At 58.5% G+C, this 19,383-nt stretch carries 16 protein-coding genes and 2 pseudogenes; 16 read left to right on the top strand and 2 right to left on the bottom strand.

Annotated elements, in window-relative coordinates:
* Positions 1–50 precede the first annotated feature (50 nt).
* Entirely contained in the window at positions 51–1,586 is a 1,536-nt protein-coding gene (locus IRT44_RS16755) for an NAD(P)H-hydrate dehydratase (RefSeq protein ID WP_230077029.1), read from the bottom strand.
* Between the two features lie 448 nt (positions 1,587–2,034).
* On the opposite strand from IRT44_RS16755, the gene IRT44_RS16750 reads away from it, so the two are divergent.
* The 16 genes and pseudogenes from IRT44_RS16750 (at position 2,035) to IRT44_RS16675 (ending at position 18,556) form a co-directional block, all read left to right on the top strand.
* Positions 2,035–3,339: an MFS transporter gene (locus IRT44_RS16750; protein WP_171564605.1), complete on the top strand. Its 1,305-nt coding sequence runs from the start codon at positions 2,035–2,037 to the stop codon at positions 3,337–3,339.
* 46 nt (positions 3,340–3,385) lie between these two features.
* Positions 3,386–4,348, top strand: a complete 963-nt coding sequence (locus IRT44_RS16745) for a 2-hydroxyacid dehydrogenase (protein WP_171564606.1) — start codon at positions 3,386–3,388, stop codon at positions 4,346–4,348.
* A 72-nt stretch (positions 4,349–4,420) separates the two neighbouring features.
* Positions 4,421–5,452 (top strand): TRAP transporter substrate-binding protein, encoded by a 1,032-nt coding sequence (locus tag IRT44_RS16740; protein ID WP_171564607.1) that lies wholly within the window; start codon positions 4,421–4,423, stop codon positions 5,450–5,452.
* A 99-nt stretch (positions 5,453–5,551) separates the two neighbouring features.
* Positions 5,552–6,043 (top strand): TRAP transporter small permease, encoded by a 492-nt coding sequence (locus IRT44_RS16735; protein WP_171564744.1) that lies wholly within the window; start codon positions 5,552–5,554, stop codon positions 6,041–6,043.
* Entirely contained in the window at positions 6,040–7,317 is a 1,278-nt protein-coding gene (locus IRT44_RS16730) for a TRAP transporter large permease (protein ID WP_171564608.1), read from the top strand. Before IRT44_RS16735 ends, IRT44_RS16730 begins: the two co-directional genes overlap by 4 nt.
* Before the next feature lie 12 nt (positions 7,318–7,329).
* Entirely contained in the window at positions 7,330–8,355 is a 1,026-nt protein-coding gene (locus tag IRT44_RS16725; protein ID WP_171564609.1) for a C-terminal binding protein, read from the top strand.
* A gap of 27 nt (positions 8,356–8,382) precedes the next feature.
* The gene (locus IRT44_RS16720) at positions 8,383–9,435 is read left to right on the top strand and encodes a TRAP transporter substrate-binding protein (RefSeq protein WP_171564745.1); all 1,053 of its coding nucleotides are present in this window, start codon (positions 8,383–8,385) and stop codon (positions 9,433–9,435) included.
* Between the two features lie 13 nt (positions 9,436–9,448).
* Positions 9,449–10,711, top strand: coding sequence for a nickel pincer cofactor-dependent isomerase, group 22 (locus IRT44_RS16715; protein ID WP_171564610.1), 1,263 nt, complete (start codon positions 9,449–9,451; stop codon positions 10,709–10,711).
* Positions 10,712–10,726: 15 nt separating this feature from the next.
* Positions 10,727–11,875, top strand: coding sequence for a galactonate dehydratase (gene dgoD, locus IRT44_RS16710; RefSeq protein WP_171564611.1), 1,149 nt, complete (start codon positions 10,727–10,729; stop codon positions 11,873–11,875).
* A gap of 23 nt (positions 11,876–11,898) precedes the next feature.
* Positions 11,899–14,094, top strand: a complete 2,196-nt coding sequence (locus tag IRT44_RS16705; protein ID WP_230077028.1) for a dihydroxy-acid dehydratase domain-containing protein — start codon at positions 11,899–11,901, stop codon at positions 14,092–14,094.
* Positions 14,072–15,071, top strand: a pseudogene (locus IRT44_RS16700) (U32 family peptidase). Before IRT44_RS16705 ends, IRT44_RS16700 begins: the two are co-directional and overlap by 23 nt.
* Positions 15,062–16,000 (top strand): sugar kinase, encoded by a 939-nt coding sequence (locus tag IRT44_RS16695; RefSeq protein WP_171564614.1) that lies wholly within the window; start codon positions 15,062–15,064, stop codon positions 15,998–16,000. Before IRT44_RS16700 ends, IRT44_RS16695 begins: the two are co-directional and overlap by 10 nt.
* Positions 16,001–16,034: 34 nt before the next feature.
* Positions 16,035–16,400 (top strand): annotated as a pseudogene (locus IRT44_RS16690) (bifunctional 4-hydroxy-2-oxoglutarate aldolase/2-dehydro-3-deoxy-phosphogluconate aldolase); the annotation flags it as partial.
* Between the two features lie 11 nt (positions 16,401–16,411).
* Positions 16,412–16,699 carry a hypothetical protein gene (locus tag IRT44_RS16685; protein WP_326838952.1) on the top strand — a complete coding sequence of 96 codons (288 nt, stop codon included), beginning with the start codon at positions 16,412–16,414 and terminating at the stop codon, positions 16,697–16,699.
* A gap of 83 nt (positions 16,700–16,782) precedes the next feature.
* A complete protein-coding gene (locus tag IRT44_RS16680; protein ID WP_171564616.1) occupies positions 16,783–17,556 on the top strand; it encodes an IclR family transcriptional regulator in 774 nt (257 codons plus the stop codon).
* Between the two features lie 100 nt (positions 17,557–17,656).
* Entirely contained in the window at positions 17,657–18,556 is a 900-nt protein-coding gene (locus tag IRT44_RS16675) for a fumarylacetoacetate hydrolase family protein (RefSeq protein WP_171564617.1), read from the top strand.
* A gap of 58 nt (positions 18,557–18,614) precedes the next feature.
* On the opposite strand, the gene IRT44_RS16670 is transcribed toward IRT44_RS16675, so the two are convergent.
* Entirely contained in the window at positions 18,615–19,382 is a 768-nt protein-coding gene (locus tag IRT44_RS16670) for a polymer-forming cytoskeletal protein (protein ID WP_268255228.1), read from the bottom strand.
* Between the last annotated feature and the right edge of the window lies 1 nt (position 19,383).

Below are 19,383 nucleotides of genomic sequence, written 5' to 3'. Positions count from 1 at the left end.
TCCCGCCAAGGTTATCATCGACACGGTACAGGACGTCAAGATGTCATCCGCTACAATTCCTCAAGGATGTCCGTTGCAATCAGCGAATACCCCGACGGCCGCTTGGCTGCTGCGCGGTCACCGGCGGACCCGTGGAGCCAGACGGCGAGACATGCTGCGTGGTCGGCGGGAAGTCCTTGGGCGAGCAATCCGCCAATCATTCCGGCCAGGACATCGCCGGCGCCGCCGGTCGCCATTCCGGGGTTGCCGGTCGGGTTTATGTACACGCTGCCGTCCGGTGCAGCGACTACCGTACCGGCTCCTTTCAGCACCAGCGTCAGTCGGTGGCGACGGGCATAGGAGCGGGCCAGCTCGATCCGGTTCTGCTGTACCTCGCTTGTCGTCACGTTGGCAAGTCGGGCCATCTCGCCGGGGTGAGGGGTCAGGATGGTGGGGGTTTCGCGCTTCGGCCAGGATGAGAGGTCAGCGTCAGCCAGAATGTTCAAGGCGTCGGCATCCAGGACCAGCGGACTGTTCGTCTCCTCCCACAGCATGCGCAGCCAGTCCGCATCGCCGGGAAAGCGTCCCAGCCCCGGGCCAATGACAGTGACGCAGCGGCTGCGGACCAGTGCGATCAGCTTTGCCCGGGCTTCCGGCAGATTCCACTTCCCGGGAAGCCCGGCCAGCATCACTTCGGGTACATGTCCGATCAGCGCGGGGAGGAGTGCGTCGGGCATTACCCAGGTCACCAGCCCGCTGCCTGCACGAAGCGCTGCTTTGCTGCAGAGCAGCCCGGCCCCGCTCATCTCTCGGCTGCCTGCCACGACAAGCACGTGTCCGTAGGTTCCCTTGTGGGTGTCGGCTTGACGCGGCAATCGCGGATCCAGCCGGAACCGTTCGCGAAACAATTGTTCGCCGAGCAGGAAGGTTTGGATGCCGAATGTGTCGGCAAGTGACGGCCAGATACCGATGGGGCGTACGACGACCTCTCCCGCCTTGTCCAGGCCGCCTGTCTGAACCAGCCCCCGTTTGAGAAAAGCGAGGGCCACCGTGCGCACTGCCCGAATGCAGGGATCGTGGGGCACGCCGGTATCCGCGTCCAGACCGCTGGGAATGTCGGCGGAAATGATCGGCAGCCCGCTCGCGTTCGCTTCCCGGATCAGATCCGCGTAGGGGCCGCGCTGCGCGCCTTTGCTGCCCGTCCCCAACAGCGCGTCGACGATTCCGTCAAATGAGCGCCAATCAACAGGGGAAGTGCCGTACACGATGGAGGGTATCCCCAATCGCCGCGCGATTTCCTGCTGCCGCGCGGCTTCCCCTGTCAACTGTTCCGGCGATTGTGCAAAAAGGAGGGTGACGTCTACGCCGTTTTCCATCAGATGCCGCGCCGCCACCAGTCCGTCACCGCCGTTGTTCCCTTTTCCGACGAGGATCGCCCAGCGGGGGGGTCGTTTCCCTTTGTCAATCCCGTGAGTGCGGGAATACTCCTGAACGTCGCGGGCGATGGCGCTGCCCGCGTTTTCCATCAGTACGGCGGCAGGAATGCCGATAACGTCGATTACATGCCGGTCCATCTTTTGCATCTCTTCGGCGGTTACCACATACATGGATCGCGGACTCCTTTCCCAAAACGACTTCGTGTGACCTCATCATACCACAGGGAAGGGGATTTGATGGTCGATTTTGCCTGTGCGGCGGGTTCTCCTGCAATCGGACGTCAAGGCAAGATTAAATCAAAGGAGTGTGGATCATCCCCGGCGGAAATAGCTGAAGAAAAGGAAAAAAATTCATTGACAGCACCGTGCGAGGCCGATAGTATAAGTATTAACAGAAAATAAAGAATAGACTGAACTGAGAACATGGTTTTATATGATAAAACATGACTGATTCCGCCGCCTGTGCATGGCAAATTTTTTTCTTTGAAAGAATGACAGCGCTTTCCATCGTGCACTGACGGGTGTTTGTGGACATGATGCTGTGCCTGTGTTGTGCCGTTATTGTAAAACATAGTTTTATATTATAAAACAATAAATCCATTCCTGAGGAGGTTGTCCTATGCCATTCCTGTCGCCAAAAGCAGAACACTCCCTACAGGCCAGGCACAATGTTCGCTGGACGGTCGTGGTGTGGTTGTTGATCGGCGGAATCATCAATTACCTGGACAGGGCCAACTTGTCCATCGCCGCGCCGGAAATGATGAAGGAACTGGGGCTGAGCAAAACCGATATCGGGCTTCTGGGAACGGTGTTTTCCTGGTCGTACGCGCTGATGCAGCTTCCTTCGGGATGGCTGGTTGACCGCTTTGGAGCCAAAAAGGTGTATTCCATCGCCGTGATCTGGTGGAGTCTCGCAACGATGATGACAGGTGCCGTGAGCAAACTGTCTTCCCTGATCGGTACCCGCCTGCTGCTCGGCATCGGAGAAGCTCCCTGTTTCCCGACGGCGGCCAAGATCACGTCGTACTGGTTTCCGAAAAAAGAACGCGGCCTGGCTACAGGGATTTGGGACTCCTCGTCCAAATGGGGTCCGGCGATTGCGCCGCCAATCCTCGTGTTCCTGCTGATCAGCTTCGGCTGGAGGGCGCTGTTTTACATCACAGGCTTGCTCGGCATCGTGTTTGTGATCTTCTTCCTCATCTTCTACAAAAATCCGGAGAACAGCCGCAAACTGTCCCCCGAAGAACGTGCCTATATTCAGTCCGACGGAGCCGGAACCGAGCAGGGCATTCAGCAGTCCGGCATCAAATGGCGCACCCTGTTTACATACCGAAGCGTATGGGGGATGATTCTCGGCTTTTTCTGCACCATCTGGATCTGGAACATCTTTCTCATTTTCCTCCCTCTCTATCTGGTAGAAGTTCACCACATCTCACTGACGGAGCTGGGGATATACGCCAGCATTCCATGGATCGGCGGAATCTTCGGCAATATCTTCGGCGGGTATCTGACGAAAAAACTGGCGGACAAGGGAATCGCCGAGCCGATGCACGCCAAACGGATGCTGATCGGCATTTGCGCCCTGGCTGCCGCCGCCGTCGTCGTGATCATTCCATTCGTACACGGCATTGGGACAACGATTACGCTGATGACATTGGCTGTCTGCTTTATCTCGGCGATTACCGGCAGTGCGTGGGCGCTTGCCGGAGATATCGCTCCCCCGTCAATGGTGGCGTCGGTCGGTTCGATTCAAAACTTTGGCGGTTATTTTGGCGGCGCGTTCTCCCCGGTTGTTGCCGGAATGATCGTTGATACGACCGGTTCATATGCGCTCGCCTTTATATCGGGAGGCGTGATCGCCGGATGCGCAGCATTGTGTTACTGGTTGCTTGTCAAAAAACCGATTGGGGAAAAGCAGGCCTGATCGATCGTTTGCATACATCTGCATACATCGCGTGAGGAGGATGGATATGAAGCCGCATGTGTATGTAACTGTGCCGATTCCGGCGCAAGTGGAAGCGTATCTGGCGGAGCACTGCGAATACCGCAAGTGGGAGGGAGAGGCCCCGATTTCCCGCGAGGAGCTGCTGCGGGAGATTGCCGATGCGGAAGGGTTGCTGACAGTCGGCGGGCGGATCGACAGCGAACTGTTGGACCATGCGCCCAGGCTGAAAGTCGTCAGCAATATCTCCGTCGGCTACAACAATTTTGACCTGGCAGCGATGAAACGGCGCGGCGTGATGGGGACAAATACGCCGCATGTACTGGACGAGACGGTGGCAGATCTGGCGTTTGCGCTGATCCTGTCCGCTGCCCGCCGCATCCCCGAGCTGGACCGGCTCGTCAAGGACGGCAAATGGGAGAGGAAGCACGACGAGTGGCTCTTTGGGCTGGATGTGCACGGCAAAACGCTGGGCATCATCGGCCTGGGCCGGATCGGCGAAGCGATCGCCAGGCGGGCTGTACACGGCTTTCGCATGAATGTGCTGTACCACAATCGCCGCCGTAAACCGGAAGCGGAGCAAACGCTGGGGATCACCTACTGTTCCTTGGAAGACCTACTGCGGCAGTCCGATTTCGTCCTGCTGATGGTCCCGCTGACCGAGCAGACGAGGCGCATGATGGGCCGCGAACAGTTTGCGCTGATGAAACCGACCGCGATTTTCATCAACACGTCGCGCGGTGGGACGGTAGACGAGGCCGCCCTGATCGAAGCATTGCAGGAGAAACGGATCTGGGGTGCAGGACTCGACGTCTTTGAAGAAGAGCCGACGCCGCCTGACAATCCGCTGCTGCGCATGCCCAATGTCGTAACGCTGCCGCATATTGGCTCGGCTACACGCGAGACGCGGTTGGCCATGGCAAAGCTGGCGGCGCAAAATCTCGTTGCCGCACTGCTCGGGAAACGGCCGCCCAATCTCGTCACCGAATGAAGGAGTGGCTGCGAGCATGAAATAAAACTTGGTTTTGTCATATCAAACAAGCGATGCTAGGTGGGATGTCAAGTGAAAAAACGTCTGTTGACCCTGTCCATCGCGGCGGCGGTGCTGCTCTCCGGCTGCGGAGCGCAGCAAACGACAGGCAGCGGTTCGCCGGGGGCAGGGAGCGGTGCCAAGACGCACACGTTGAAAGTGGCCAACTACTTCGCGACCGACCATCCGCAGAACGTGGCCCTGCGCGAAAAGTTCAAACCGATGGTGGAAGAAATGTCGGGCGGCACGCTGAAGGTGCAAATCTTCGACAACAGCCAGCTGGGGGCGGAGAAGGAATTTTACGACGGGGTGCGCAACGGCACCATCGAAATGGGAATCCCGGGCTTGATCATGCAGGCGGACATTCCCAAGCTGGCTGTGGGTGAGTGGCCGTTTTTGTTCAAGGATTTTGCCCATGCCAAAGCGGTCTTTACCGGCCCGATCGGCGAAGAGCTGACAGAAGAACTGGAGAGCAAACACGGCGTGCATCCGCTGGCGTGGAGCGCCAACGGTTTTCGGATGTTCTCCAGCAACCGGCCGATCAGCAAGCTGGATGATTTCAAAGGACTGCGTCTGCGCATGCCCAACATCCCCAACTACATTCGGCTGGGCCAACTGCTGGGGGCCAATGTGACGCCGATGCCCATCTCCGAAGTGTTTACGGCGCTGGAACAACGTGTAGTAGACGGACAGGACAACCCGATCGCCACCCTGAGAGCCTCAGGCTGGTACGAAGTTCAGTCGGATGTGCTGGAGTCCCGCCACATGTTCAGCCCCAACCTGTACATCATCAACGCGAAATTGTGGAACGAGCTGACGCCCGAGCAGCGGCAGATCATCGAGCAGGCCGCAAAAGCGTCGGCCGACTACGAGTGGGAGCTGATGGAAAAGAGCTACGAAGCGGACAAAGCCTTTCTCCAGGAACACGGCATCCGCTTCACGACGCCTGACGATTCGTTCCGGCAGGCGATGGAAGCCGCGGCTCAGCCGCTCTATGACGAAATCTATCAGACGTATCCGTGGGCAAAGGAAATGGTAGAAAAAATCAAGGCTGCGGCCAAGTAGGGCGGGCAGGCTGACAAGAGAGGGGGAGGTTTTGTGGAAAATGTCCTGCACTTCTTGAATCGGGTGCTGAATGGCGTCACTGCGGTTTCGCTGGCAGTGATGGCCATTCTCGTATTCGGCAACGTCGTGCTGCGGTATGTCTTTAATTCGGGCATTACCTGGTCCGAAGAAATGTCGCGCTTCCTGTTTGTCTGGATGACGTTTTTGGGGGCCATCAGTGCGTTGAAAGACAATGAACACTTAGGAGTAGACATATTCGTCAAGAAGCTGTCGCCCCGGATGAAAAAAGCGGTGTTTGTGCTGACCAACGGGATCCTGCTCTACGTGCTGTGGCTGGTATTGGACGGCAGTTGGAAAATGACGCTGATCAACATGGACAGTATGGCACCGGCGACGGGATTGCCGCTCGCGTGTGTGTACGGCATCGGGATTGTCACGAGCATCTCAATGGCGGCCATCATCGTGTGCAATCTGTACCGGGTGCTGTTTGGCAAGCGTTCCGTCGAAGAATTTATCCGCGCGCGGGAATCGGAAGAGGAGCTGTTGGTGTCGGGTCAACAGCAGGTGATGTCGGAGGTGTCTGGTAAATGACGCTGAGCGTGTTTCTCGGGTCACTGCTGGGAGTGATGGCACTGGGGATGCCGATTGCGTTTGCCCTGCTGTTCAGCGGCGTCGCCCTGATGATTTACCTCGACATCTTCGACAGCCAAATCATCGCGCAAAACCTGATCAACGGTGCGGACAACTTTCCGCTGATGGCGATTCCGTTTTTCATCCTCGCCGGAGAACTGATGAACGCCGGGGGCATCTCCAAGCGCATCATCCAGTTTGCGCTGGCGCTCGTCGGGCACATCCGCGGCGGATTGGGCTATGTGGCGATCCTGGCAAGCATCATGTTTGCCGGGCTGTCCGGGTCCGCCGTGGCTGACACGGCCGCACTCGGCGCGATCCTGATCCCGATGATGGTGCAGGCGGGGTACGACCGCAACCGCTCCACCGGGTTGATCGCCGCCGGCGGGATTATCGCCCCTGTCATCCCGCCCAGCATTCCGATGATCATCTTTGGCGTGACCAGCGGCCTCTCCATTACAAAACTGTTCATGGCGGGCATTGTGCCGGGACTGCTCATCGGGGTCGGCTTGATGATCACCTGGTGGGTGATCGCCAGAAATGGCCGGTTTGAGACATACCCGCGCCGGTCGCTAAGAGAAATCCTGGCCGCGGCCAAAGGGGCAATCTGGGCACTCCTGCTGCCGGTGATCATCGTCGGGGGGCTTCGCGGTGGTGTGTTTACACCGACGGAAGCCGCGGTTGTCGCCGCTTTTTACGCCCTGCTCGTCGGCTTGGTCTTTTACCGGGAGTTGAAGCTGTCCCAACTGTACGACATTCTGGTATCCGCCGCCAAGACGACCAGCGTCGTGATGTTTCTCGCCGCAGCGGCGATGGTGTCCGCCTGGTTGATCACGGTCGCCAATATCCCGGCAGCGCTGACCGACTTCCTGGGACCGCTGGTTGACAATCCGCTGCTCCTGCTGATTGTGATCAACGCGGTGGTTCTGCTGGTCGGCACAGCCATGGATCTGACCCCGACCATTTTGATTTTGACGCCGGTGCTGATGCCTGTGATCGAACAGGCCGGGATTGATCCGATCTACTTTGGCGTCCTGTTTATCCTGAACAGTTGCATCGGCCTGCTGACCCCTCCCGTCGGCACCGTGCTCAATGTCGCCTGCGGCGTCGGGAAGATCGGCATCGAAGACATCATGAAAGGCGTCTGGCCGTTTTTGCTGGTCGAGGTCATGATTCTCGTCCTGTTGATTCTGTTCCCTGCACTGGTGACGGTTCCATTAGAGTGGTTGACGTAAGGAGGAGCGAACATGCAAAAGTGGAAAGTCGTCGTGACCGATTGGGAGTACAGCGATTTGCGGTATGAAGAAAGCGTGCTGGACAGCGAGCGGTTCGAGCTGGTGCCGGCGCAATGCCGCACGGAGGAAGAGGTGATCGCGGCATGCCGCGATGCCGACGCGCTGATCAACCAGTACGCGCCGATTACGAGCAAGGTGATCGACAGCCTGCAGAAATGCCGGGTGATCACCCGGTACGGCGTAGGGGTCAATACGATTGATCTCGAGGCGGCGACAGACAGCGGGATTTGTGTCGCCAACGTGCCCGATTACTGCATGGACGAAGTGTCCGATCACGCCCTTGCCTTGCTGCTCGCCTGGACGCGCAAGGTGGTTGTCGCCAATTCGCATGTAAAAAGCGGCGTCTGGGATTACAAAGTGACGCAGCCGATCAACCGCCTGCGCGGCAAAGTGCTCGGCTTGATCGGGTTCGGAAAGATTCCGCAGGCGCTGGCGGAGAAAGTGAAGCCGCTCGGGCTGCGCGTGATCGCCCACGATCCGTATGTGCCGCAAACGCTGGCGCAGGCAAAGGGGGTGCAGCTCGTCTCCCTTGATGAGCTGTGCCGGCTGGCCGACTTCATCTCCGTCCATGCTCCGCTGACCAAAGAGACGAAAGGCATGGTGGGCAGCGAGCAGTTTGCCGCGATGAAACCGCACGCGGTCGTGATCAACACGTCGCGCGGGCCGGTCATTGACGAACGCGCGCTAATCGACGCCCTGCGCACAGGCCGGATTGCCGGAGCGGCACTTGACGTGGTCGAGCGGGAGCCGATCTCCCCGGACAATCCCCTGCTGACGATGGAACAGGTGATTCTCACCCCGCATGTCGCCTGGTATTCTGAGGAATCTGCCGCGGAAATGAGGACGAAGGCGGCGATGGGGGTCGTCGATGTTCTGCTGTATGGAAAATATCCGCAATACCTGGTCAACACGCAGGTAAAAGAGAAGGTCCGCTTGAACGAACACGGTCTGGCGAACCGCGATGCGGTTGAAGCGTAAGCGATGGATCAAATGGAAAGGGGAGAAATGGGCATGAAATCATGGATGAAACACGGGATTATCAGCTGTGTCGTGCCGGCGCTGCTGCTGTTGGCCGGGTGCGGCGGCGGCAGCACCGCCTCTTCTGGATCACCGGCGGCCGGCGGGATTCAGGAGCGGACGATCAAGGCGGGAATTGGATTGAACCAGGAACATCCCGAAGGAAAAGGATTGAAAAAATTCGCCGAGCTTGTCAGCCAGAAAAGCGGCGGAAAGCTGAAGGTGCAGCCCTTTTACGATGCCCAGCTCGGCGACGACAAAAAAATGACCGAGGCGCTGCAGGGCGGACTGCAGGAGATTACGATTCCATCCACGTCGCCGCTGGTAGGCATGATCAAGGAATTCGGGATTTTTGACTTTCCGTTTGTGTTTCAAGACGAAAAGGAAGCGGACGCGGTGCTGGACGGTCCGCTCGGCCAAAAACTGCTGGAGAAACTGCCGGAACACAACCTGATCGGCTTGGGCTATTGGGAAAACGGGTTTCGCCACCTGACCAACAGCAAGCATCCGGTAAGGATAGCAGAAGACTTCAAGGGTCTGAAGATTCGCACGATGCAAAACCAGGTTCACCTCGAAGCGTTCCAGGCGCTGGGCGCCAACCCCACCCCGATGGCGTTCTCGGAAGTATTCAGCGCACTGGAGAGCAAAACCGTGGACGGTCAGGAAAATCCGCTGGCGACCATCAAGACGAGCAAATACGACGAAGTGCAGCGGTACCTGAGCCTGACGAAGCACGTCTATACGCCGTTTGTTTTCCTGGTGAGCAAGAAGTTCTGGGATAAGCTGTCCCCGGAAGAGCAGCAGATTTTGAGGGAAGCGGCCGTCGAAGCCGGCACCTACCAGCGCGAGGTGAACCGGGAGGAAAACCGAAAAGCGTTGGAAGAGCTAAAGAATCTCGGGATGGAGGTCAATGAGGTGTCCGATGAAGAACGGGCCAACATGCAGGCGATCATCAAGCCGGTGATCGACAAGTTCGCCAAGGAATTTGGCGAGGATCTCGTCAAGGAGATGTACGACCAGGTGGAAAAGGCGAGACAGTAAAGGAGGAACGGCCATGGGCATCTTGGAAGAACTGCTCCGCGACATCCCCCTTCCCCGGATGGTCAAGGTTCGGCAGCACTTTCACGCGCCGGAGATTGACGATGTGGCGTCTGCGGTTCGCCGGGCGATCACGGAAGCGGGTGTGCTGCGGCGAATCGCGCCGGGGGATCGGGTGGCCATTGCCGTGGGCAGCAGAGGCGTGGCAGACATCCCCACGATCGTCAGGGAGGTGGTGAGGGCGATCGCGTCAGTCGGCGGGCAGCCGTTTCTCGTCCCGGCGATGGGCAGCCACGGGGGAGCGACGGCGGCAGGACAGCGGGAGGTATTGGAATCCCTCGGCGTCACGGAAGCATTTGTCGGGGCTCCGATCATCTCCAGCATGGATGTGGTGGAAGTAGGCAGACTGCCCAACGGCCTGCCGGTCTACACCGACAAGCATGCGTATCACGCGGACAAGATTGTGGTGATCAACCGGATCAAGCCGCACACGGCGTTTCGCGGTCCAGTGGAGAGCGGTTTGCTGAAAATGATCACGATTGGTCTTGGCAAGCAAAAGGGAGCGGAGGCCGCGCACGCCTACAGCTTCAAGTACATGGCCGAGCACGTGCTGGAGATGGCCAAAATGGTGATCGCCAAAGCGCCGATCGTCTTCGGCGTCGGCACGATTGAGAATGCCTATGACCGTCCGGCGAAAATCGTGGCCATCCCGGCGGAAAAGCTGGTGGATGAGGAACCAAAGTTGCTGCTGGAGGCAAAGGCGCTGATGCCGAAAATTGCCTTCTCGCCGCTGGATGTGCTGGTGGTAGACGAGATCGGCAAAGACATTTCCGGGGACGGAATGGACCCGAACATCACCGGCCGGTATGCCACGCCATATGCCAGCGGCGGCGTGGAGGCGGCACGCACGGTCGTGCTCCGTCTGACCGAAAAAACGCACGGCAACGCCAACGGAATCGGATTGGCCGACATCACCACGCGGGCCGTGTTTGAGGCGATCGATTGGGAAAAAGGGTACGCCAACGCCTTGACCAGCACCGTCGTCGGGACGGTCAAACTGCCGATGTTTCTCGATACCGGCGAGCTGGCAGTCAAAGCGGCGATCAAAACGTGCAACGCTTTTGACCTGACCCGTGTCCGGCTCGTCCGCATCAAAAACACGCTGCATTTACAGGACATCTGGATTTCCGAAAGTCTGCTGCACGAGGCAGAGCAGCGGGACGATATCGAGGTCGTAAGCGAGCCGCTGCCGATGGACTTTTCGGCCGATTATCCGTGAAAGCAGGTGAACAGATTGAAGATCACGGCCTTCAAGCTGTATCGGGTGGAACCCCGATGGCTGTTTCTAAAGGTGGAAACCGACGAAGGCATCGTTGGCTGGGGAGAGCCAATTGTCGAAGGCAGGGCGGGTACGGTGGAAGCGTGCGTCCGCGAGCTGAGCGACTACCTGATCGGCCAATCGCCGCTGCGGATCGAAGACCATTGGCAGACGCTGTACCGGGGCGGCTTTTATCGCGGCGGTCCGATCCTGACCAGCGCCATCTCCGGGATCGAGCAGGCGCTGTGGGACATCGCCGGCAAGTACTACAACATGCCCGTCTATCAAATGCTCGGTGGAGCCGCGCGTGACAAGGTACGCGTCTACTCGTGGATCGGCGGAGACCGCCCCCGCGACGTGGCAGCGGCGGCAAAGGAAAAAGTGGAGGCGGGTTATACCGCAGTCAAGATGAACGCCACCGAGGAAATGAACTACATCGACTCGCATGCCAAGGTGGAGGCGGTGGTTGACCGCATCGCCGCTGTGCGGGAAGCAGTCGGTAAGGACGTGGGCATCGGCATTGACTTTCACGGCCGCGTCCACAAGGCGATGGCGAAAGTGCTGGCCAAGGAACTGGAGCCGTACCGTCCGATGTTTTTGGAGGAACCGGTGCTGCCCGAAAACAATGAAGCACTTCGCGAAATCGCCCGCCACACCACCATTCCGATCGCCACAGGCGAACGTCAATACACCCGCTGGGGATTCAAGCAGCTTCTCATGGACGGCTGTGTGGACATCATTCAACCCGATCTGTCCCACGCCGGCGGCATTCTTGAGGTGAAAAAGATCGCCGCGATGGCGGAAGCGTTTGACGTAGCCGTCGCGCCGCACTGCCCGCTCGGTCCCATCGCGCTGGCCTCTTCGCTGCAGGTGGACGCGTGTACCCCAAATGCCGTCATTCAGGAGCAAAGCCTGGGCATCCACTACAACCAAGGCAGCGATCTGCTCGATTATCTGCTCGATCCGAGCGTGTTTACGTACAAGGACGGCTATGTAGAAATTCCGCGCGGCCCCGGTTTGGGGATCGACATCAACGAAGAAAAGGTGGAAGAGGCGGCGCGCAGGGGGCACAACTGGAAAAACCCGGTGTGGCGTCATGAGGACGGCAGTGTGGCCGAATGGTAGAACGATTGGAAGGAGGATATTCCATGTCGCGTCGATTTCCGCCGATCAATAATCAAACCAACCCGTATCGGGACAATGTGCAAGGCAAAGCGAACGAGCCGATTTGCGTTGCGGGACTGCTCGACAGTTCAAAACAGATACTCGGTTCCGCCTACGACGGTCCGGCGCCGGACTGGACGTTGGAAGAAATCTACAACCGGCTGGAGGAAAACGCCCCCCGCATCGCGATTATCGGCGGTTCGCCCGATCACCCGGCTCATATCCTGGATCGGGTGACGATCGCCCGTGCCGCCATCCGCATCTGGCAGAATGGCGGCGTGCCGTTTGCCTTTTCCACGCCGGTGATGTGCGACGGCACCGCGCAGAGCAATCAAGGCATGAGCTATTCGCTGCAAAGCCGCAACGCGGTTGCCCAGATGGTGGTCAACCAGATCGAGGCGCACAGTTACCACGGGGCGTTCGTCATCCAGGGCTGTGATAAACAGCCGCTTGGCGTGGTCAGTGCGCTGGCCCATCTCGACCGGATTCGCCGGTACCGCGGCGAGGCGCCGTTCTTTGCCACTTTTGCTCCTGCCCACGTCCTGAAAGGGGGGACGATCCCGGCCGAGCTGTATGCCGAATTGGAGCAGGTGGCCGCGGCGGCGGAAGAGCGGGGAGCGTCCGACATCGCGCACGATTTGCGCGATGCGATGGCCTACATTTTGCAGTGTTCCTCCAACACCGCGTTTCAGGGCGTGCTGGAACGCGCGGTGGACAGGGGGATCATCAGCAAGGCGGCGCACAAGGAGTACGAAAAGCGGCTGGCTGTGGCCACGTGTGACGCAAACGGCGGGGTCTGCGCCTTCAACGGCACGGGCAACAGTTCCCGCCATCTTGTCGCCGGCCTGGGATTGGTTCATCCGGCCGTGGAGCTGTTGACTGCTCCGCCCAGTCAGGAGCAGGTGAACCAGGCCGTGGACAGCCTTGCCCTGATGATCAACGATCCGGTGTTTGGCGTGGCCAATGTGATGGCAGCCAACATCAAAAACGCGATCCGCATACACAGCGCGTCGGGCGGATCAACCAACCTGATGATGCACCTGGTAGCGGCCATGTTGTATGGCGGCTACAGGTTCAGCCTGTGGGATCTGGACCAGATTCACCACGAATACCCTGTTCCCGACCTGTTTGATTACAGTCTGACGCAGGGACGCGACATTTACGCGCTGGCGGTGCAGTGCTGCAGCGGCAGTATCCGCGGGATGGAGACGCTGTTTTACGAGCTGATGCAAAACGGCGTGCCGATGGATGTGGATGCGCCTACGGTGACGGGAACGACGTGGCGTGAACGGTTGGCTGACCAGGCGCGCCTGCCTGCAGACCGCGTCAAGGACAATCCGATCATTCTCTCCCGGCCGCGCCGGCCGTTCAGCGGGGTGGATGTGCTCACCGGCAACTTTTTTGAATCAGCCGTCGTGAAAATCAGCGGCATGACGACGGCCCAACTTGACGAGTTTGACAAGAAAGTGGCCTTTGTCCTCTATTACGAAAACGAGGATGACGCCAACCGCAATTTGCTGGATTCACATTTGCTGGATACGGTGAAGCGAATGAAATGCTTCGCGGAGGAAAACCTGCGGGCCGTGCTCCGCCACAATGCGCCTCACCGTCTGGAAGATTGGCAGACGCTCGACTACGATGCGCTGTTTGACCGAATGGTGGAGGATGGGGTGCTGAAAATCGCCGTCGTCATCTCCGGGCAGGGGCCGGTCGCGTTCGGGATGCCCGAGATGTTTACGCCGATGCAGCACATCAACGCCAACCGCAACCTGAAACGTCTGGCCACGCTGATCAGCGACGGACGCTATTCCGGCGTCACCTACGGAGCGGCGATCGGGCACATGACCCCGGAAGCCAGCCTGGGCGGAGGCATCCTCTACCTGAAGACGGGCGATCTCCTGTACCTGAATCTGCGTGAGCGGCAGATCCAGTTTGTCAATCAAGCCGCTTTTCGCAGCGGCAGACTCCAGTTTTCCTTTGAGCAGGTCAAAGCGGAGCGGGCGGCCCTGGCGGACAGGCGGCTTGCCACCATCCGGACGCGGCAAAGACAGGTGGCGGCCAGCAACCGCATGACGGGACACACCGATGCGGCACACGGCGTGGTTCCGCTCAGCGTATTCGAGGAAGCCGTGCTCGACTACACTACAGACGTCGTCTATGGATTGCAGAAGAGATCGTAGGGAAAGGGTGGAGACAGAGGTGAAACAAACTCGTGCGGTGTTTGAGAGATTGGGGTTTCCGGCAGGCGATTGTCACGATTTGCCCAGCTCAAAAAAAAACATTTCCGGACGGAGCCCAGTATCGCGTGGAAATTCCCAGCGTGGAAGGGCCAGCCTCGTTTGAAGCGGTGCTGGAAGCGTGTGAAACGTACGGCGTGACGATTCACCGAATCTCACAGGGCAGCGGGATCATGCTCCTGACCGATCGCGAGCTTGAGCAGATGGCGGCGATTGGCCGTCGGGAGAAGCTGGAGGTGAGCCTGTTCGTCGGCCCGCGCGGCACCTGGGACATTACGCCGATGACCTGGGCCAGTGCAGGAAAAATTGCCGGACTGCGGGTGCAGGGTATGGATCAGCTGGCGTATGCGATCGAAGACATCAAGCGGGCCTGCCAGGCGGGCATCCGCAGCATTTTGGTGGCGGACGAGGGGCTCTTGTGGCTGGTCAACGAGTTCAAGAAACTGGGCGAGCTGCCCCCCGACCTGCTCGTAAAGATTTCCGTTCAGATGGGCCAGGCAAATCCCGTATCGATCCGGCTGATGGAACAAATCGGCGCCGGCACGTACAACGTGCCGACGGACCTTTCGCTGCCGCGCCTGGCGGCGATCCGGCAAGCAGTCGACATCCCGATTGACATTTACGTGGAAGCGCCGGACGACATGGGCGGGTTTATCCGCCACTACGACATCCCGGAAATCATCCGGGTGGCGGCTCCCGTCTACATCAAATTCGGCCTGCGCAACTCGCCAAACATCTACCCCTCCGGCAGCCATTTGGAACAGACGTCGATCAGTTTGTGCAGAGAGCGGGTACGCCGCGCCCGGATCGGTCTCGACATCATTCAACGGTACGCGCCCGATCTGAAGATTTCGGAAAAAGGTGCCGCCGGATTGGCCGTTCCTGCCCTGCCGATGAAAGGTGAACACGCATGGACGTAGTCACCTTTGGCGAGACGATGGTGCTGTTTACTCCGGTCTCGGCGGGACCGCTCCGCTCCGCAACCCACTTTGAAAAAACCATCGGCGGTGCCGAGTCCAACGTGGCAATCGCTCTCGCGCGGTTGGGCCATCACGTAAGCTGGGTGAGCCGACTCGGTGACGACGAGTTCGGCTTGTACATCCGCAATGTGATTCGCGGCGAGGGGGTCGATACGTCGCACGTCGTGTTTGACGCCGATCATCCCACGGCCGTCTTTTTCAAAGAGCGGCAAATTGCCCGCGAGTCCAACGTGTACTATTACCGCCGGGGATCGGCAGCCAGCTGCCTCCAGCCGGAGGACGTCCGCGAGGAGTTGATTGCCCGGGCGAAGTTTCTGCACGTCACCGGGATTACGCCGGCGCTCAGTCCATCGTGCCGGGATACCGTGTACATGGCGATTGAAAAAGCGAAACGGCATCGGGTAACCGTCGTATTCGACCCCAACATCCGGCTGAAGCTGTGGCCCGCTGACGAAGCGCGCAACGTGCTGATGGACATCGCCGGCCAATGCGACATCGTCCTGCCCGGATGGGAGGAAGGCCGGCTGCTGACGGGAGAAGACGCTCCCGAGCAAATCGCCGAACGATTGCGGAAAAACGGGGCAGCGGCCGTGGTGGTCAAGCTGGGCGAGCGCGGCGCTTACTATGCGACCGCAGACGAACGCGCGTACGTCGACGGATTTCCCGTCCCGCAGATCGTGGACCCGATTGGGGCCGGAGACGGTTTTGCCGCCGGTTTCCTGTCGGGATTGATCAGAGGCTGGTCGTACCGGGACGCCGTCAGGCTGGGTAACCGCGTCGGAGCTTATGCGCTGACGGTTGTCGGAGACGTCGAAGGATATCCGTACTGGTCGCAGATTGCGGATGAGAAGCCGCACATTCATCGCTGACCAGTAAACATACAAGGAGGGGAGAGAGCCAACCGTGTTGCCGAAAGTCAAGTTGCTGGAACGATTGGTGGAAAGCGGTGTGATCGCCGTGATCCGCCGGATTCCCGAAGACAGGATCGAACAAGTGGCGGACAGTTTGGTGCGGGGAGGCGTTACGGCCCTTGAGATTACGGTGGATTCAGAGAGTGCGTACGCTTCCATTGCCACGCTTAGCCGCCGTTATCAGGGACGTGCGATCATCGGAGCGGGAACAGTGATCGACAGCGAATCCGCCGTGATGGCGATCAAAAGCGGAGCCGATTTCATCTTCAGCCCCAGCCTGCATCAAGGCGTGATTCGTGCCGCCTTGCGTTACGGGAAGATCGCCGTACCGGGCGTGATGACGCCGACCGAAATGATTACGGCGGTGGAGTGGGGGGCCGATTTGGTCAAGCTATTCCCGCGGCCGCGCTCGGGGTGCAGTATCTACAAGATGTCAAAGCGCCGTTTCCACACATTCCGATCATTCCTACCGGAGGCATTGACGAGCACAATGTCGCCGCGTTTATCGAGGCGGGAGCGGCAGCAGTCGGTATTGGCGGAAAACTGCTGGATCGCCGGGCGATTGCCGCCGGTGACTTTGCCGCCGTGGAACAAACGGCCCGAACAATTGTGGACGCCGTTCGCCGTGCCCGTGTTGATTGCGGAAAATCAGCGTAAAGAGTCTCGTTCATAGGTCCCGATTCTATGGTAATATATCTCCAACATCATTTCCGCAATCACATGGGTAAAGGGAGGATACAATGCCGATCATTCAAGCTGTGGAACGTGCTCTGAAAATACTCGACCTTTTTGATGAACAGGTAACCGAACTGAAAATCACCGAAATCAGCGAACGTATGCAGTTGCACAAGAGTACGGTTCATTCCCTGTTAAAGACGCTACAGGTACACGGCTACATTGACCAAAACCCGGAAAACGGCAAATATCGGTTGGGGATGAAGCTGTTTGAACGAGGGCATTATGTCATCCATGGTCTGGATATTCGGAAAATAGCGAAAAGATACCTCGTCGACTTGTCCATGAAGACCGGGCAAACAACGCATCTTGTCATCCTGGACGACAAAGAGGGCGTGTATATCGATAAGGTGGAAGGTCCGATGGCGACGATTTTGTACTCGCGCATCGGCAGGAGAATTCCCGTACATTCCAGCGCGGTGGGCAAGGTGCTGGTCGCCTTCTTGCCGGAGGAAGAACTTCGATACATCTTGGATGGATATCAGTACGTGCCGCAGACGCCAAACACGATCACCAATGAACAGGCGTTTCGGCAGGAACTGGAGAAGGTGCGGCAGGCTGGTTATGCAGTAGACAATCAGGAGAACGAGCCGGGCGTTCGCTGCATCGCTGTTCCCATCCGCAATCACAAGGGGCAGGTGGTGGCTGCTGTCAGCATCTCCACGCTGGTCTCCCGCGTAGATGACCACATGTTGATGGAGTTCCTCGGCATGTTGAAGCCGGCAGCAGAGGAAATGTCGCAGCAGATGGGGTACGGTATCGCCTCACAGCATTCGTAACAAATCGTCTCGCAACTTTCGTGACAAGGAAGTGCACCCGTGGGTGTCAGCATAATTTAAAACATAGTTTTACAATACAAAACAAATGGGAGGGTACCATATGCGGATTATTCGATTCTTGATGGGGGACTCTGTTCCGGTGCTTGCAGCTGTCCTCGATGATTCCCGGGTATATGTGCTGCCGCAGCGCGATTTTCTCGAGCTGGTGAGGGAGGCGGATGAGCGCGGGATCAGCCCGCTTGCCGTGGTGCAGGAAGCCATCGCCGATGCGCAGCCGATTCCGCAGCGAATGGAAGAACTGCCGCTCTTGGTGCCGGTGGAAGCGCCGGAGGTCTGGGCCTGCGGCGTGACGTACGAGCGAAGCCGGGATGCGAGAAACTACGAGGCTACCGGCGGAAAGCTGGACGTCACGACGTTTTACGACAAAGTATATGAGGCGAAACGGCCGGAGATCTTCTTTAAATCGACCGCAGCCCGAACGGTCGGCCCCAATCGGGAATTGTACCTGCGCAGTGACTCCAATTGGCAGATCCCGGAGCCGGAACTTGGCCTGGTTCTCGCCAGTGACGGCAGAATACTCGGATATACGGTCGGCAACGACATGAGCTGCCGTGACATCGAGGGAGAAAACCCGCTTTATCTGCCACAGGCGAAAGTGTGGCGGGGCTCCTGCTCAATTGGCCCGGCGATACGTCTGGCGGAAACGGTGGATGATCCGTACGCCTTCCAGATCACCTGCCGCATCAGCCGGAACGGAACCAAAGTGGTGGAAGGTACAGCAAGCACCGGACAGTTGAAACGGCGGTACGATGATCTGGTCGCGTATCTGCTGCGGGACAACCAGATTTTTGACGGCACCGTGTTGTTGACCGGCACGTGCATCGTCCCGCCGGATGAGTTCACGCTGGCCGACGGTGATCGGATCGAGATTGAGATATCCGGCATCGGCGTGCTGGTCAATCCCGTCAAGAGCCAGGCAGTGAAAAGTGTTACCGTGTAAAACCAGATTCAACCGACAAAAACGGAGCCGGTCATCCGGCTCCGTTCGTGACGCATCCCTACACTTTTCTGCTGTCGGCTACCCTCGCGTCTTTGTCCTGCTGTAACGTTTTCTTGTATTCGACGAGGCCAATCTCGCAGCCGGGGCCGATCGTTACGTTGTTTCCGCGCACGACGCTGGCCTTCGTGTACTCCAGATAGATGTCGTCGCCCTCGATCGTGCCGGCTGTAAGTGAACCGGCGGACGGAGAGAACAATGACTGAAACATTGCGCCAAGGCCCGACCCGAACCCTCTGCGGACACAGATCTGGTCGCCGCCGATTTCCTTGGCTGTGGAATCACCGTACAGGCGGACGTCGACCCTGCCCGCATTCAACAGCCCGCCGACGGTAAAGCTGCCGGTGGCCAAAAACCTCTCAGCCTGGCAGTCGCCTTTTGCCTTGAGCATCCCTTTGATTTCCAGTTCCTCTCCGCTGATATGGCCGTCTACTCGTAACTCTCCGCGAAGCAGGACTTCCTGCAGTTCGGCATTGCCGTGAATGTCCAGATTGCCGGTGATCTTTGCCTTTGCCGCCTGCATGTTTTGTGAAACGATGGCATCCCCGGTGATCTTCGCCGTTTCTGCTTTCAAGCTGCCATAAAACTCGCATCTCCCCATGCAGGTAAATGTGCGGCAGTCCACATCGCCGTCCACTCGGCCTTCTCCGCGCACTTTTACGTCATGGTAGACCCCGCCGGACGCGCTCACTGTACCGGTGATGGTCAAGTCTGATCTGATATTGCCTGGTTCCATTTGTATCCCTCCTTGACACAGCTTGCTTGACACA

Origin of the sequence: Brevibacillus sedimenti, from assembly GCF_020923495.1 — a bacterium.
Taxonomy (GTDB): Bacteria; Bacillota; Bacilli; order Brevibacillales; family Brevibacillaceae; genus Brevibacillus; species Brevibacillus aydinogluensis.
This window is presented reverse-complemented; position numbering and strand designations above follow the sequence as displayed.